The following is a 15751-nucleotide window of genomic DNA, read 5'->3' as shown; positions in this document are numbered from 1 at the left end:
CGGAGCCGGTCATGTCGAAAGCCAAGGTTACGAATGCCCGGCGCAAGCGCAGTGTACGGCTGAAGCTGCGCCGCTCCGGTGGTGGTCGTCCGCGTCTGTCGGTGTTCCGCTCGTCCAAGCACATCTACGCCCAGGTCATCGACGACCTGAAGGGCGAGACGCTGGCCTCAGCCTCGTCGCTCGAGAAGTCGATGCGCGACGGCGGCAAGACCGGCGCCGACATCGATGCGGCGAAGGCGGTCGGCAAGCTGCTGGCCGAGCGCGCTGCCGAGAAGGGCGTCAAGGAAGTCGTGTTCGATCGCGGCAGCTACCTCTACCACGGGCGCGTCAAGGCTCTCGCCGACGCAGCGCGTGAGAGCGGGCTGAGCTTCTAACAGAATTTGAGGATTGAGGCGCAAGCCTCTGAAGGATTGGAAAAATGGCAGAACGCGAACAACGTGGTGGACGCGATCAACGCGGCGGCGGCGGACGTGAACGCAGGGAGCGCGAGGAGCGCGACAGCGAGTTCGTCGACAAGCTCGTCCACATCAACCGCGTGGCCAAGGTCGTCAAGGGCGGCAAGCGCTTCGGTTTCGCAGCGCTGGTCGTGATCGGCGACCAGAAGGGCCGCGCCGGCTTCGGTCACGGCAAGGCGCGCGAAGTGCCGGAGGCGATCCGCAAGGCTACCGAGTCCGCCAAGCGCAACCTGACGCGCGTCTCGCTGCGCGAGGGCCGCACGCTCCATCACGACATCGCCGGCCGTCATGGCGCGGGCCGTGTCTACCTGCGTGCAGCTCCCGCCGGTACCGGCATCATCGCCGGCGGCCCGATGCGCGCCGTGTTCGAGACGCTCGGCGTCCAGGACGTGGTCGCCAAGTCGATCGGCTCGTCGAACCCCTACAACATGGTTCGCGCGACCTTCGACGCGCTGAAGCATCAGGATTCGCCGCGTTCGGTCGCAGCCCGCCGCAACATCAAGGTGTCCACTCTGCAGTCGCGCCGTATCGGTGGCGATGCCGAGGCGGCTGCCGACTAACGGAAGCTTTCGGAGTAGACTCCCATGGCCAAGGCCGCAAAGACGATCAAGCTCGAGCAGACGGGCAGCGCGATCCGCCGCCATCACTCGCAGCGCTCGACGCTGATCGGGCTCAAGCTCAACAAGATCGGCCGCACCAGCGAACTGCCGGACACTCCGGCGGTCCGCGGCATGATCGAGAAGGTTCACCATCTCGTTCGCATCGTCGACGAGAAGTAAATAAGGAGAAGGGCGATGAAGCTCAGCGATATCGCCGACAACGCCGGCTCGCGCAAGAAGCGTATGCGCGTCGGCCGTGGCATTGGTTCGGGCAAGGGCAAGCAGTCCGGCCGCGGTGGCAAGGGCCAGACCGCGCGTTCGGGCGTGCGCATCAAGGGTTTCGAAGGCGGCCAGATGCCGATGCATCGCCGTCTGCCCAAGCGCGGCTTCAACAACATCTTCCGCGTCGAGTTCGCCGAGATCAATCTCGACCGGCTGCAGGAAGCGGTCGATGCCAAGAAGATCGACGCCGGCAGCGTCGTGAACGTCGAGGCCCTGGTGAAGGGCGGCGTGCTGCGCCGGCCTAAGGGTGGCCTGCGGCTGCTCGGCCGCGGCGAGCTCAAGTCCAAGCTCAACATCGAAGTCCACGGCGCCACCAAGACCGCGATCGCCGCGGTCGAGAAGGCCGGCGGCTCGGTGAAGATCCTCGCCCCTGCCAAGGAAGAAGGCGAGGCGGCGTAACAACTGCGTCATTGGCCCGCGGCTCGCGGGCCTTTACGCGTGCGGGACGTGGACTTATCGAAGCCGAGCCCCAGATAATGTCCGGTGTCCGGTATAATGTAGCCCGGCCGCGGGCATGACGGCGCAACAGGCGGCGGGAGAAAGTCCAAGATGGCCTCTGCAGCGGAACAACTGGCAGCCAATCTCAATTTCGGTGCGTTTGCCAAGGCTGACGAACTGAAGAAGCGCATCTGGTTCACCCTGGGTGCGCTGCTCGTTTATCGGCTCGGGACCTACATCCCGCTCCCCGGCATCGATCCCAATATCTGGGAGCAGGTGTTCCGCTCCCAGGCGGGCGGCATCCTCGGCATGTTCAACATGTTCGCCGGCGGCGGCATCCACCGCATGGCGATCTTCGCCTTGAACATCATGCCGTATATCTCGGCCTCGATCATAATCCAGCTCCTCACCACCGTCTCGCCGCAACTCGAGGCGCTGAAGAAGGAAGGCGAGTCCGGCCGCAAGCTGCTGAATCAGTACACCCGCTACCTCACGGTGATCCTGGCCGCGTTCCAGTCCTACGGCATCGCGGTGGGCCTCGAGGGCGCCGGCAATGTCGTCAGCGACCCTGGCCTGTTCTTCCGCCTGTCCACGGCGATCACGCTGACCGGCGGCACCATGTTCCTGATGTGGCTGGGCGAGCAGATCACCTCGCGCGGCATCGGCAATGGTATCTCGCTGATCATTCTCGCCGGCATCGTCGCCGAGCTGCCCGCCGCGCTCGCCAACATGCTCGAACTCGGCCGTCAGGGCGCGATGTCGACCGGCCTGATCCTGGTCGTGATCATCATGGCGGTCGCCGTGATCGCCTTCATCGTGTTCATGGAGCGCGCGCAGCGCCGCCTCCTGATCCAGTATCCGAAGCGCCAGGTCGGCAACAAGATGTTCGAGGGCCAGTCCTCGCATCTGCCGCTCAAGCTCAACACCTCCGGCGTGATCCCGCCGATCTTCGCGTCCTCGCTGCTGCTGCTGCCGACCACGGTGGCGAACTTCAACGCGGGCAGCGGGCCGGAATGGTTCCAGTGGATCACGACCCAGCTCGGCCATGGCCGTCCGCTGTTCCTGATCATGTATCTGGCGCTGATCGTGTTCTTCGCCTTCTTCTACACCGCGATCGTGTTCAACCCGACCGAGACCGCGGACAATCTGAAGAAGCACGGCGGCTTCATTCCGGGCATCCGTCCCGGCGAGCGCACCGCGGAATACATCGACTACGTGCTCTCGCGCATCACCGTGCTCGGCGCGGTCTATCTGGCGATCGTCTGCTTGATCCCGGAGATCCTGATCTCCTACGCCTCGGTGCCGTTCTACTTCGGCGGCACCTCGCTGCTGATCGTGGTCAGCGTCACCATGGACACGGTGGCACAGGTGCAGGGTTATCTGTTGGCGCATCAGTACGAAGGCCTGATCCGCAAGTCGAAGCTCCGCGGCCGCCGTAGATGAGCAGGGAGCTCGCGCGCCGGATCGCTTTCACGATTGGCGCGCTGCTCCTCTTCAGGCTCGGCACCCAGATCCCGGTCCCGGGGGTGAGCACGTCTAGCTTCTCGCCGACGTCGGACCTGATCGCCCGTCTCTCGCTCTTTGCGCTCGGCCTCATTCCCTATCTGACCGCTGCGATCCTCATCCGGCTGCTGTCCGTGGTCTGGCGCGGCCTGAATACGCTCGAACGGTCAGGCGAGCGCGGCCGGCGCAGGATCGCCCGTGCCACGCTCGGACTCACGCTGGCTCTTGCTGCCTTTCAGGCCTACGGCATCGCCACCGCGCTGACGTCCATCCCAGGGCTGGTCAAGAATCCCGGCGGCTGGTTCGTGGTGACGGCTACGGCCTCCATGGTCGGCGGCGTCTTCGTGCTGGTTTGGCTGAGCGAACAGATCACCCGCTACGGCATCGGCAACGGCTTGGCGCTGATCTTGAGCCTCGGCATTCTCGTCTCCATTCCGCGGGACGCTGCCGCCATCGTGGAACTCGTGCGGAGAGGAGCGATCTCGGGCAATCTCGTCTTCGCCCACGCCGTGTTCTGGATCGTGACCGTCGCTGTGATCGTGCTCGTCGAAGGTGCGCGGCGAAATGTGCGCGTCGAATTCGGCGCGCTCAGCGTTGGAGCGCGGCAACTGCCGGCGCGCGACGCTGTGCTGCCGATCAAGCTCAACAGCGCGGGCTTTCTGATTCCGGTCACCGCGGCGCCGTGGATCTTCTTTCTGCCGCTCGCCCTTGCGGGCCTCATCCTTGGCGGCGATCATCCCCTGGTCGCCGCGGCGTACCGGCATCTTCAGCTCGGGCAGCCGGCACATCTCATCCTCGTGTCGATCGCCGTGTTCGTGCTGGCCTTCATTTACACTGCCTACGTCGTCGATCCCGAGCACGCGGCCAAATCCCTGGCCGCGCGCGACGGCGCGATTCCCGGTGTCGCGCCGGGCGAGGCGACCGCCGACTATCTCGACCGCGTCGTGTCATTGACGACAGTCGTCGGAGCCGTCTACCTGACTGTGTTGCAGTTGATTCCGGAGGTCTTCGAGCTTTACGGGATCGGGCTGCCTTATAGTATGATGATCAATGGCGGTGGGGCGCTGGTTGTGGTTTGCACCGCTCTTGATATCAAAGCACAGGTGCGCGACGTATCGCTCACCAATCCGGGGGGCGTACGCCGATGAGAATTATACTTCTGGGACCGCCGGGGTCGGGCAAGGGGACCCAGGCGCAGTTGCTGGTGCAACGCTATGGCATCGTCCAACTCTCGACCGGCGAGATGCTGCGTGCCGCGGTTGCGGCCGGTACGCCGGTCGGGCTGAAGGCCAAGGAGATCATGGCCAGCGGTGGTCTCGTACCCGACGAGGTCGTGGTCGGAATCATCTCCGATCGGATCGACCAGCCGGACGCCAAGAACGGTTTCATCCTCGACGGTTTCCCGCGCACCGTGCCGCAGGCCGAGGCGCTGGACGAGCTGCTCAAGCACAAGCACCTCAAGCTCGACGCCGTGATCGAGCTTCGCGTCAACGAGAGCGCGCTGCTGAATCGTGTCGAGACCCGCGTCGCCCAGATGCGTGAGCGCGGGGAGGAGGTCCGACTCGACGACACGCCGGAGGTCCTGACCAAGCGGTTAGCCAGCTACCGCAACCAGACGGAACCGCTGATTCACTACTATTCCGAGCGGCGCAAGCTTTCGACCATCGACGGTATGATGGCCATCGACGAGGTCACCCGCGCCATCCATCGCCAGCTCCTGGCGCTGGGGGCGGTCGAGCCCAAGACCCACGCCAAAAGCGCAGCCAAGGCGGGCCCGGCCAAGAAGGCCAAGGCGAGCAAGAAAGCCAGGAAAACAGCCAAAAAGCCGGCCAAAACGACCAAAAAACCCGCCAAATCGGCCAAAAAGGCCGCCAAGACGGCGGTGAGGGGCCCCAAGAAGACGGCCAACAAAGCCGGCAAGAAGGCGGCCAGGAAGACCGTCAAGAAAGCGGCGAAAAAGGCAGCCCCAAAGACCGCCAAGAAGGCTGTCAAAAAGGGTGCCAAGAAGGCCGCAAAAAAGGTCACGAAAAAGCGAGCTAAGCGCTAGCAGCGGTTGACGAAAGCCCCTGGAATCCCCTAATAAGCCCCGCATCCAAGTCGGATAGTTTCAAACGATGCCGGGCCCCAGGAAGACTAGGGGTGGGCGTCGTGTTCGCGTTTGTGAACACCTGCCCGAGAAACCAAGCACTTAAAGACCGGTTCCTGACGAGGGATCGGCAACAGGAGAGAAGGCCGTGGCCCGTATTGCCGGCGTGAACATCCCGACCAACAAGCGCGTGCTGATCGCGCTCCAGTACATCCATGGCATCGGTCAGAAGATCGCCGGTGAGATCCTGGAGAAGGTGAAGATCCCCGTGGATCGTCGCGTCAATCAGCTGAGCGACGCCGAAGTGCTCCAGATCCGCGAAGTGATCGACCGCGACTATCTCGTCGAGGGCGACCTGCGTCGTGAGGTCGGCATCAACATCAAGCGTCTGATGGACCTCGGCTGCTATCGCGGCCTGCGTCATCGTCGCGGCCTGCCGGTGCGCGGCCAGCGCACCCACACCAATGCGCGCACGCGCAAGGGTCCGGCCAAGGCCATCGCCGGCAAGAAGAAGTAAGTTTTCGAATCCAATCGCGGCGTGTGGCGAACAGGGATGACCCGTTCGCCACGCGCCTTTCGTTCCACAGGTGTAGCCGCTGGCATTACGGCGGCGTTTGAGATCTTCAGGAAAGGTACTCTATGGGCAAGGAAGCCACCCGCGTTCGTCGTCGTGAGCGCAAGAACATCGCCTCCGGCGTCGCGCACGTGAACTCGTCGTTCAACAACACGACCATCACCATCACCGACGCGCAGGGCAACACGATTGCCTGGTCTTCCGCCGGCACGATGGGCTTCAAGGGCTCGCGCAAGTCGACCCCGTACGCCGCGCAGGTTGCCGCCGAGGACGTGTCCAAGAAGGCGCAGGAGCACGGCATGCGCACGCTGGAAGTCGAAGTCGCAGGTCCCGGTTCGGGCCGCGAGTCGGCGCTCCGCGCGCTTCAGGCCGCGGGCTTCACCGTCACCTCGATCCGTGACGTGACCACGATCCCGCACAACGGTTGCCGTCCCCGCAAGCGTCGGCGCGTTTGATCCCGAGTTGCGGGCGCATTGGCGCCCGCAATGACTTTTCTAAGAAGCCGCGGGAATGATCTGCGGCCTTTCTCCAACGCCAGTATTTGAACTCTCAAATTGACTGGCCTGTATGGGTGAAACAGTGACGATCCAGAAAAATTGGCAAGAACTGATTCGACCGAACAAGCTCCAGGTCACGCCCGGCAGCGATTCGAACCGTTTCGCGACCATCGTCGCCGAGCCGCTCGAGCGCGGCTTCGGCCAGACGCTCGGCAACGCGCTGCGCCGTATCCTGCTCTCCTCGCTCCAGGGCGCGGCGGTGCAGTCGGTGCACATCGACGGCGTGCTGCACGAGTTCTCCTCGATCGCTGGCGTTCGTGAGGACGTCACCGACATCGTGCTCAACATCAAGGACATCTCGATCAAGATGCAGGGCGAAGGCCCCAAGCGCATGGTCGTGAAGAAGCAGGGTCCGGGCGTCGTCACCGCCGGCGACATCCAGACCGTCGGCGACGTCGTGGTGCTGAACCCCGATCTGCAGATCTGCACCCTCGACGAGGGCGCGGAGATCCGCATGGAGTTCACGGTCGCCACCGGCAAGGGCTACGTACCCGCCGAGCGCAACCGCCCCGAGGACGCGCCTATCGGCCTGATCCCGGTCGACAGCCTGTACTCGCCGGTCCGCAAGGTTTCCTACAAGGTCGAGAACACCCGCGAGGGCCAGATCCTCGACTACGACAAGCTGACCATGACGATCGAGACCAACGGCGCGATCTCGCCGGATGACTCCGTGGCTTACGCCGCGCGCATCCTGCAGGATCAGCTCAACGTGTTCGTCAACTTCGAAGAGCCGCGCAAGGAAGTCGCCCAGGAGATCATCCCGGACCTCGCCTTCAACCCGGCCTTCCTCAAGAAGGTGGACGAGCTCGAGCTGTCTGTGCGTTCGGCCAACTGCTTGAAGAACGACAACATCGTCTACATCGGCGACCTCGTGCAGAAGAGCGAAGCGGAAATGCTCCGCACTCCGAACTTCGGCCGCAAGTCGCTGAACGAGATCAAGGAAGTGCTGGCCCAGATGGGTCTGCATCTCGGCATGGAAGTGCCGGGCTGGCCGCCGGAGAACATCGACGAGCTCGCCAAGCGCTTCGAGGATCACTACTGAGCGAATGGCGAATAGGGAGTGGCGAATAGCGTTGTGAGACGACTATTCGCCATTTCGCTACTCACCACTCGCTTCTAACGGGCGAACGCAGGCAGCCCACCTGAGCAACATGTCCGACGAACCGTCGCGGCAGTTTTTACGTAAGGAATAGTCACATGCGTCACGGCAAGGTTCATCGGAAGCTCAATCGCACTGCCGAGCATCGCCGCGCGATGTTCGCCAATATGTGCGCCGCGCTGATCAAGCACGAGCAGATCGTCACCACGCTGCCGAAGGCGAAGGAATTGCGTCCGATCGTCGAGAAGCTCGTCACCCTCGGCAAGAAGGGCGGGCTGGCCATGCGCCGCCAGGCCATCTCCGAGATGCGCGACAAGGACCAGGTCAAGAAGCTGTTCGACGTGCTGGCGCCTCGCTACAAGGATCGCCAGGGCGGCTACACCCGCATCATCAAGGCCGGCTTCCGCTACGGCGACAATGCCGCGATGGCCGTGATCGAGTTTGTCGATCGCGACGTCGATGCCAAGGGCCAGGATTCCGGTCCGGTGCAGGAGAAGGAAGCCGAGGCGGCGTAAGCCGATCGGTATTGAATTCAGAGAGCGGCGCCTTCGGGCGCCGCTTTTTTTTTGGGCCGGCGCCGGTACCTTATCGGTGCTTGCGGTATCGTCCCGGCTTTCGCCGTGACGACGAGCCCATGTCTTTCTCACGCCTGAGTGAGCGCCAATTGCGGTCTCATGTCGAGCGCCCGATATCTCCACCGACATCGATGGAGATGAGACATGAAGATCGACCTTTCCGGAAAGACCGCCCTCGTGACCGGCTCGACCGCCGGCATCGGCCACGCCATCGCCAAAGGCCTCGCGGCCTCAGGTGCGAGTGTCGTGATCAACGGGCGCGGCCAGGACAAGGTCGATGCGGCCGTGCGCAAGCTGGAAGGGACGGGCGCAAAGGTGCGCGGTATCGCTGCCGACGTCTCGACCGCAGCGGGCTGCAAGGCGCTCGTTGCGGCGCTGCCAGAGGTCGACATCCTCATCAACAATGCCGGCATCTTCGAGCCCAAGGATTTCTTCGAGATTCCGGACGAGGACTGGAGCCGCTTCTTCGAAGTCAACGTCATGAGCGGCGTGCGGCTGTCGCGCACTTATCTGAAGGGCATGCTCAAGCGCAATTGGGGCCGCGTCGTCTTCATCTCATCGGAATCGGGGCTCAACATTCCCGTCGAGATGATCCACTACGGCATGACCAAGACGGCCCAGCTCTCGGTCTGGCGCAGCTCACCCGCGGCACCGGCGTCACCGTCAATTCCGTGCTGCCGGGCCCGACAATGTCGGAGGGCGTCGAGACCTTTGTGAAGGATCTCGCGAAGCAGAACGGCCAGTCGGTCGACGAGGCTGCGGCTAATTTCGTCAAGCAGCATCGCCCGAGCTCGCTGCTGCAACGCTTCGCCAGCGTCGACGAGATCGCCAACATGGTGGTCTATGTTGCGTCGAAGGAGGCGTCCGCGACCAACGGTGCGGCGCTGCGGGCCGAGGGCGGCATCGTCAACACCATCGCCTGAGCCGCGCATGACAGCCTATGTGATTTCCGAAGTCGAGATGCGCGATCCCGAGGGGTTCGAAGCCTATCGTGTGCTCGCCGCAGAGACGATCGCGCAGCATGGCGGGCGTTATCTCGTCCGCGGCGGCAAGGCCGAGCTTGCCGAAGGCAACCTTCCAGCGAAGGCCATCGTCATCGTCGAATTCGCGTCGATGGCGCGGTTGAAGGAATGGTACGCCTCGCCGGAATATGCCGAGGCGCTCAAGCTGCGGCAGACCGCGCTGGAGCGGCGGCTGCTGTTCGTCGAGGGCGCGGCGGAAATATAGCTGCCGTGGGGTGGGCAAAGCGCAGCGTGCCCACCAACTTTGATCGAGCGCGTCAAAGGTGAGTGGTGGGCACGGCGCTAATGCGCCTTTGCCCACCCTACGAGGCTTTCGCCTACCACCCCTCCAGCACGATCTTGCCGCGCGACTTGCCGCTCTCCAAGAGCGCATGCGCGCGCTTGAGGTTGGCGGCGTTGATCGTGCCAAAAGTCTGGTCGAGCGTGGTGCGCAGCACGCCCTTGTCGATGAGGTCGGCGACGTCGTTGAGCAAATGATGCTGCGCGATCATGTCTGATGTCTGGAACGAGGAGCGCGTGAACATCGATTCCCAGTGCACCGAAATCGCCTTGCCCTTGAACGTGCTCATGGTGAATTCCGGGGGATCGTCGATCAGGCCGAACCGGCCCTGCGGCGCCATGAACTCGGCGATCGCCTTGTAATGCTGGTCGGTGAAGGTGAGGCTCGCCACCAGCGCGACCGGCGGCAGCTTGAGCTTCTCGATCTGCTCCTTCATCGGCTTGCCGTGATCGATCACGGCGTGTGCGCCGAGATCGAGGCACCATTTTTGCGAGTCCGGCCGCGTCGCGGTCGCAAGCACCGTGAGGCCGGTGAGGCGGCGGGCGAGCTGGATCAGGATCGAGCCGACGCCGCCGGCGCCGCCCGTGATCAAGAGCGTACGCGGATCGACGCTCTTGCCGGGCACCGCGCCGAGCCGATCGAACAGCAATTCCCAGGCGGTGATGGAGGTAAGGGGAAGGGCGGCGGCTTGCGCGAACGACAGGCTCTTCGGCTTGTTGCCGACGATGCGCTCGTCGACCAGGTGGAATTCGGCGTTGGTGCCCTGGCGCAGGATCGAGCCGGCGTAAAACACCTCGTCACCCGGCTTGAACAGCGTGACCTTAGGCCCGACGGCATCGACCACGCCGGCCGCGTCGTAGCCCAAGATCTTGGTCTCGCCCTCGGGCGGCGCTGCGCGCTTGCGCACCTTGTAATCGACCGGATTGGCCGAGATCGCCTTCACGGCGACGCGGATGTCGCGCCCTGCGGGCTCGGGCTTTGCGGTCTCGAAATCGATCAGCGCATCCTGATCCTCGATCGGAAGCGATTTCTTGTAGCCGACGGCCTTCATGGCTTGTCTCCATCAGATGGGGCGCAGCTTGGCATGGGCGCGCCTAGCCTGCTAACTGTCGCGCTAGCTCCAATTTGGCAAGTACTGTAAATTCGGGGATATAGTCCCTGTTTGGATACTATTGGGAAAACACGCATGAAGCGGCGCGATTTTACCCGGCGCCCGGGCTGCTCGGTCGAGGCGACGCTGGACCTGATCGACGGTAAGTGGAAGGGCGTGATCCTCTACCATCTGCAGAGCGGCACCCAGCGTTTCGGCGAATTGCGCCGCCGAATGCCCGGCATCACCCAGCGCATGCTGACAAAGCAGCTGCGTGCGCTGGAGGAGGACAAGCTCGTCATCCGCAAGGTCTATGCCGAGGTACCGCCGCGCGTCGAATATTGCCTCTCCGAGCTCGGCGAGAGCCTCAAGCCGGTGATCGATATCCTGAAGGCCTGGGGCGAGAGCCACCAGCAGCGCCTGTCCTGCGCGCCGCCGCCGACGGTCGTGAAAAAGCCGAAGCGCGCGGCTTAGAGATCCGGGAGCGGCGTGCCGCTCCCGGGAGAGATACCCCTCAGAACGCGAACTGCGTGCGCATCGCGACCGCATCGAACTTCGAGCCGACATCTGCGGTCGCGATCGGCGAGGCTTGCCTCGACACCGTGCCGTGCAGATAGTCGAGCATGAAGCGGACGTTGCCGTTGACGTACCAGTTGAGCGCCAGCGTGTAGACGGTCTGCCGGCCGCCGGCGATGCCGGTCGCTGTTCCCAACTGATTGTTGAGGTCCACCGTCGAGAAGCGCCCCGCGATTTCCCACGCACCCCAGCCGCCGCCTTCGAGCGAGAACGGATGCGCCGGCTTGACCCCGCTATAGGCCGCGTTCGCCGCGTTGTAGCTGCGGCCTTCGCCCGTCAACACGTAGCCGGCCTGCGCGTAGCCACCCTGGAATTTCAGGCTGGGTGCGCCGACCAGCGGCACGCCGGTGTTGGCGGTCCGGTCGACATTGTACCAGAAGTACTCGCCCTGAACGATGAGCGGGCCGTAGGTTGCCGCGGCTTCGACGCTGTAGACCTGCGCGCCCGAGGCATTGGCGATCGCGCCGGTCGAGATCAGCGTGGTCGGATCGAGACGCAATTCCGGACGATCGCTGAGCGTGACGGTTTGCGTGTTGGCGATGAGATTGCGCGGCGGCTGGATCAGCCACTGGGCGTCGGCGCCGATATGCACCGAATAGTCCTTGCCGCTGATCGGGTTGCCGGCGATGCGCGCCACAGCGCCGTATTGCTCGCTCGTGCCCGCCGGCGCCGCGCTTGAAGCCGAGTGGATCGCGCCGGTCGACGGTCCCGTGACATAGCCGCCGATCCAAAGCTGGTCGTTGTACCAGCGCGTACCGGCCGCGGAGCGGAAGTCGCCGGCGGCGATATTGGTGGCGATGATGCCGGCCGAGGCGCGCTCCATGAACATGATGTCGTTGGAGCTCGTGGCCTCATCGAGCGTGTAGGGCAGGTCCATGATGCCGGCTTCGATCGCCATCTTGCCGCCGAACGGCTTCAAGCCGGTGTAGCTGAGATAGGCGTTTTCGACGCCGGAGACGCCGCCGCCCGGCAGTGATCCAGGAGCCGTGCCGCCAAAACCGTCGGACGAGCCGCCAAAATCGTAGACCAGCGCGAAATTCCAGTCGTTGAAGAATTTGCCGGTGACGCCAATGCGCGCGCGGCGGACGTTCTGGCCGCTGTCGAGCTTCTGCGGCACGGTCGCCGCCGTGTTCGGACGATAGTCATAGCCGCCGACATCCCAGTGCAGGCGGCTGGTGATGGCGACGCAATTGGCCTGGTCGGCGGTGCAGATGGTCGGCCGGTTGTTCGGCATGGTCACGACGACGCCGGACGCAGGCGCCGGTCCCTTGACGGGGATCGCCGCGTTCGCATTGGCCACCACCGCCTTCGCCTCCGAGCGCGCTTCGGCTTTGGCTTCGGCCTTTGCTTCGGCTTTGGCTTTGGCCGTGGCCGCCGTGTTCGCGGCGGTCTGGCTCTGGAGCTTGTCGAGCTTCTGCTCCAGCATCTTCAACTGCTGCTTGAGCAGCGCGATCTCCTGCTCGCTGCTGCTTGCTGATTGGGCCTGGGCCTGCGAGGCCGCCAACGCTCCGGCGAGGCCAATCGCCGTGGCTGCAATCCTTATCCTGCTCACGTCATGACTCCATCGTTTGACGAAACTTCTAAGCCGCCGGCGGAAGAGCCTAGGTATGATAGATGACTGCCCCGCGACGCTGCGCCCCGTTAAGCGGGTTTCTGCTGATGCAAATTCGCCGCAACCGAATCCCCTCGGCTCCACAATGCGGGATGATGCACATCATGCCAATCGAGCCCTCAGGTAAATTGCCGATTCGCACGCCGAGCTTGCATTCCGGACACACCGGAAAGGGGGGGCGAATTGCCGCCCGGCGCCCTTCTATTGGGGGGCGAACACGCCTATATTCCGGCGTCTTTTCCAAGAGGTAGGAATGTTTCGATCGATCCGGACCGCCGTCGTCACGGCACTGTGCATAGGCTTTTCCGCCCACTTCAACCCGGCCGCGGCGCAGGACCGTCGGGTCCCGTCGTCGCCGGCCGAGTTGCGGCTGTCCTATGCGCCGATCGTGCAGCGGGTGCAGCCGGCCGTGGTCAACGTCTATGCCGCCAAGGTGGTGCAGAACCGCAATCCGCTGCTGGACGATCCGATCTTCCGCCGCTTCTTTGGCGTGCCGGGCCAGCAGCCCGAGCAAATGCAGCGCTCGCTCGGCTCCGGCGTCATCGTCGATGCGTCCGGCCTCGTCGTCACCAACGTCCACGTCATCGAGGGCGCCGACCAGGTGAAGGTGTCGCTGTCGGACAAGCGCGAGTTCGAGGCGGAGATCCTGCTGAAGGATACGCGCACCGATCTTGCCGTGCTGCGCCTGAAGGACACCAAGGAGAAATTCCCGACCCTCGATTTCACCAATTCCGACGAATTGCTGGTCGGCGACGTCGTGCTCGCGATCGGCAATCCCTTCGGCGTCGGCCAGACCGTGACTCACGGCATCATCTCGGCGCTGGCGCGCACGCAGGTCGGCATCACCGATTATCAGTTCTTCATCCAGACCGATGCGGCGATCAATCCCGGCAATTCCGGCGGCGCGCTGGTCGACATGGCCGGCAAGCTCGCGGGCATCAACACCGCGATCTATTCGCGCTCCGGCGGCTCGCAAGGCATCGGCTTTGCGATCCCTGCCAACATGGTGCGTGTCGTCGTCGCCTCCGCCAAGAGCGGCGGCAAGGCGGTGAAGCGTCCCTGGCTCGGAGCAAAATTGCAGGCGGTGACGCCCGAGATCGCCGAGAGCCTCGGCCTGCGTTCGCCGACCGGCGCGCTGGTCGCGAGCGTGGTGTCGAACGGCCCCGCCGCGAAGGCCGGCCTGAAATCCTCCGATCTCATCACCGGGATCGATGGTCAGACCGTGGATGATCCCAACGCCTTCGACTATCGCTTCGCCACCCGTCCGCTCGGCGGCAGCGCGCAGATCGACGTGCAGCGCAGCGGCAAGCCGCTCAAGCTGACGGTGGCGCTGGAGACCGCGCCCGATACGGGACGTAACGAGCTCGTCGTCACCGCGCGATCGCCGTTCCAGGGCGCGAAGGTTTCGACCATCACGCCGGCGGTGGCCGACGAGCTGCATTTGGATGCAGACACCGAGGGTGTCGTGATCACCGACCTCGGCGGCGACAGTGCGGCCGCAAATGTCGGCTTCCAGAAGGGCGATATCATTCTGGCGGTCAACAACCAGAAGATCAGCAGGACCGGCGACCTCGAGAAGGCGGCAGGTGAGCGCCCGCGCATCTGGCGTATCACGCTGGTGCGCGGCGGCCAGCAGATCAACGTCACGCTGGGCGGATGAGTCCGAAGCGACCACAAACGCCAACGCTCTTTGCCGCGGCGGGGCTCGACCACGAAGCTCCGCATCCGCTGCCGGACCGGCTGCGCCCGCGCGCGCTGTCGGAGGTCGTCGGCCAGGACCACATCCTCGGTCCCGACGGCGCGCTGACGCGCATGCTGGAGACGCGCACATTGGGATCGCTGGTGTTCTGGGGCCCGCCCGGCACCGGCAAGACCACGGTGGCGCGGCTGCTGGCGGATGCGACGGACCTGCATTTCGAGCAGATCTCCGCGGTGTTCTCCGGCGTCGCCGATCTGAAGAAAGCCTTCGACGCCGCGCGCGCCCGCCGCGAGATGGGCAAGGGCACGCTTCTGTTCGTCGACGAGGTGCACAGGTTCAACCGTGCCCAGCAGGATTCGTTTCTGCCCGTCATGGAAGACGGCACCGTAGTCATGGTCGGCGCCACCACCGAGAATCCGTCCTTCGAGCTCAACGCGGCGTTGCTCTCTCGCGCGCGCGTCTTGGTGTTTCGCTCGCTCGATGCCGCCGCGATCGAAAAACTGTTCGCGCATGCCGAGGAGGTCGAAGGCAAGAAGCTGCCGCTCGATGCCGAGGCGCGCGCGGTGCTGGTGCGCATGGCCGATGGCGACGGAAGGGCGTCGCTGACGCTTGCCGAAGAGGTTTGGCGCTCGGCGCGGGCGGACGAGATTTTTAATGCTGCGCAGTTGCAGGAGATTTTGCAACGCCGCGCGCCGATCTACGACAAATCGGCCGATGGCCATTACAATCTGATCTCGGCGCTGCATAAATCGGTGCGCGGCTCCGATCCCGATGCCGCGCTGTATTATCTCGCGCGCATGTTAGATGCCGGCGAGGATCCGCTGTTCCTGGCCCGCCGCGTCGTGCGCATGGCGGTGGAGGACATCGGCCTTGCCGATCCGCAGGCGCTCGTCATCGCCAATGCGGCCAAGGACGCGTTCGACTTCCTCGGCCATCCCGAAGGCGAGCTCGCCATCGCGCAGGCCGTCGTCTATCTCGCCACCGCGCCGAAATCGAACGCGGTCTACACCGCCTTCGGCACGGCGATGCAGGTCGCCAAGCAGGCCGGCTCGCTGCTGCCGCCAAAGCACATCCTCAATTCCCCGACCAAGCTGATGAAGTCGGAAGGCTACGGCGCGTCTTACGAATACGACCACGACGCCCCCGACGCGTTCTCCGGGCAGGACTACTTCCCGGAAGCCCTGGGCCGACAGACCTTCTACGACCCACCCGAGCGCGGCTTCGAGCGCGAGATCCGGAAGCGGTTGGATTACTGGGCCAAGCTGCGGAAGGAGCGGGGCGGGACGCGCTAAAAACGGCCATTT

17 protein-coding genes and 1 pseudogene are annotated in these 15751 nt (G+C 64.2%); 16 read left to right on the top strand and 2 right to left on the bottom strand.

Annotation, left to right across the window (positions count from 1 at the left end; translation table 11 throughout):
- The first annotated feature begins 11 nt into the window (after nt 1–11).
- The 13 genes and pseudogenes from rplR (at nt 12) to GA0061098_RS15895 (ending at nt 9395) form a co-directional block, all read left to right on the top strand.
- A complete protein-coding gene (gene rplR / locus GA0061098_RS15955; RefSeq protein ID WP_007603036.1) occupies nt 12–374 on the top strand; it encodes a 50S ribosomal protein L18 in 363 nt (120 codons plus the stop codon).
- Nucleotides 375–418: 44 nt separating this feature from the next.
- The gene (gene rpsE, locus GA0061098_RS15950) at nt 419–1015 is read left to right on the top strand and encodes a 30S ribosomal protein S5 (RefSeq protein ID WP_018322271.1); all 597 of its coding nucleotides are present in this window, start codon (nt 419–421) and stop codon (nt 1013–1015) included.
- 24 nt (nt 1016–1039) lie between these two features.
- Complete coding sequence (rpmD, locus tag GA0061098_RS15945) at nt 1040–1234, top strand: 50S ribosomal protein L30 (RefSeq protein WP_011088137.1); 195 nt, start codon at nt 1040–1042, stop codon at nt 1232–1234.
- Nucleotides 1235–1249: 15 nt separating this feature from the next.
- Complete coding sequence (gene rplO / locus GA0061098_RS15940; protein ID WP_028141003.1) at nt 1250–1735, top strand: 50S ribosomal protein L15; 486 nt, start codon at nt 1250–1252, stop codon at nt 1733–1735.
- A 150-nt stretch (nt 1736–1885) separates the two neighbouring features.
- Nucleotides 1886–3217, top strand: a complete 1332-nt coding sequence (gene secY, locus GA0061098_RS15935) for a preprotein translocase subunit SecY (protein WP_028141002.1) — start codon at nt 1886–1888, stop codon at nt 3215–3217.
- On the top strand, nt 3214–4425 hold the full coding sequence (locus GA0061098_RS15930) for a preprotein translocase subunit SecY (protein WP_091957428.1): 1212 nt from the start codon (nt 3214–3216) through the stop codon (nt 4423–4425). Before secY ends, GA0061098_RS15930 begins: the two co-directional genes overlap by 4 nt.
- Nucleotides 4422–5324 carry an adenylate kinase gene (locus GA0061098_RS15925; RefSeq protein WP_091957426.1) on the top strand — a complete coding sequence of 301 codons (903 nt, stop codon included), beginning with the start codon at nt 4422–4424 and terminating at the stop codon, nt 5322–5324. The genes GA0061098_RS15930 and GA0061098_RS15925 overlap by 4 nt, the downstream gene beginning before the upstream one ends.
- 187 nt (nt 5325–5511) lie before the next feature.
- Nucleotides 5512–5880 (top strand): 30S ribosomal protein S13, encoded by a 369-nt coding sequence (gene rpsM, locus GA0061098_RS15920; RefSeq protein ID WP_008549231.1) that lies wholly within the window; start codon nt 5512–5514, stop codon nt 5878–5880.
- A 122-nt stretch (nt 5881–6002) separates the two neighbouring features.
- Nucleotides 6003–6392: a 30S ribosomal protein S11 gene (rpsK, locus tag GA0061098_RS15915; RefSeq protein ID WP_007603045.1), complete on the top strand. Its 390-nt coding sequence runs from the start codon at nt 6003–6005 to the stop codon at nt 6390–6392.
- A gap of 112 nt (nt 6393–6504) precedes the next feature.
- Nucleotides 6505–7536 carry a DNA-directed RNA polymerase subunit alpha gene (locus tag GA0061098_RS15910; protein WP_008136316.1) on the top strand — a complete coding sequence of 344 codons (1032 nt, stop codon included), beginning with the start codon at nt 6505–6507 and terminating at the stop codon, nt 7534–7536.
- A gap of 155 nt (nt 7537–7691) precedes the next feature.
- Nucleotides 7692–8108, top strand: coding sequence for a 50S ribosomal protein L17 (gene rplQ / locus GA0061098_RS15905; protein ID WP_018322277.1), 417 nt, complete (start codon nt 7692–7694; stop codon nt 8106–8108).
- Between the two features lie 204 nt (nt 8109–8312).
- Nucleotides 8313–9091, top strand: a pseudogene (locus tag GA0061098_RS15900) (SDR family NAD(P)-dependent oxidoreductase).
- A 7-nt stretch (nt 9092–9098) separates the two neighbouring features.
- Entirely contained in the window at nt 9099–9395 is a 297-nt protein-coding gene (locus tag GA0061098_RS15895) for a DUF1330 domain-containing protein (RefSeq protein ID WP_091957424.1), read from the top strand.
- Between the two features lie 112 nt (nt 9396–9507).
- On the opposite strand, the gene GA0061098_RS15890 is transcribed toward GA0061098_RS15895, so the two are convergent.
- The gene (locus GA0061098_RS15890; protein ID WP_091957421.1) at nt 9508–10521 is read right to left on the bottom strand and encodes a zinc-binding alcohol dehydrogenase family protein; all 1014 of its coding nucleotides are present in this window, start codon (nt 10519–10521) and stop codon (nt 9508–9510) included.
- Nucleotides 10522–10656: 135 nt separating this feature from the next.
- Here GA0061098_RS15890 and GA0061098_RS15885 point away from each other — a divergent pair, with 135 nt between their 5' ends.
- On the top strand, nt 10657–11034 hold the full coding sequence (locus GA0061098_RS15885; RefSeq protein WP_091957418.1) for a winged helix-turn-helix transcriptional regulator: 378 nt from the start codon (nt 10657–10659) through the stop codon (nt 11032–11034).
- Between the two features lie 40 nt (nt 11035–11074).
- Here GA0061098_RS15885 and GA0061098_RS15880 read toward each other — a convergent pair whose 3' ends face one another.
- Nucleotides 11075–12688: an OprO/OprP family phosphate-selective porin gene (locus GA0061098_RS15880; RefSeq protein WP_091957416.1), complete on the bottom strand. Its 1614-nt coding sequence runs from the start codon at nt 12686–12688 to the stop codon at nt 11075–11077.
- 313 nt (nt 12689–13001) lie between these two features.
- Between GA0061098_RS15880 and GA0061098_RS15875 the strand changes: the two genes are divergently transcribed.
- Together GA0061098_RS15875 and GA0061098_RS15870 are read left to right on the top strand one after the other, a co-directional pair.
- Nucleotides 13002–14408, top strand: coding sequence for a DegQ family serine endoprotease (locus GA0061098_RS15875; RefSeq protein ID WP_018322283.1), 1407 nt, complete (start codon nt 13002–13004; stop codon nt 14406–14408).
- Complete coding sequence (locus GA0061098_RS15870; RefSeq protein WP_091957413.1) at nt 14405–15739, top strand: replication-associated recombination protein A; 1335 nt, start codon at nt 14405–14407, stop codon at nt 15737–15739. Before GA0061098_RS15875 ends, GA0061098_RS15870 begins: the two co-directional genes overlap by 4 nt.
- Nucleotides 15740–15751 lie beyond the last annotated feature (12 nt).

It is taken from the genome of Bradyrhizobium shewense (genome assembly GCF_900094605.1).
Taxonomy (GTDB): domain Bacteria; phylum Pseudomonadota; class Alphaproteobacteria; order Rhizobiales; family Xanthobacteraceae; genus Bradyrhizobium; species Bradyrhizobium shewense.
This window is presented reverse-complemented; position numbering and strand designations above follow the sequence as displayed.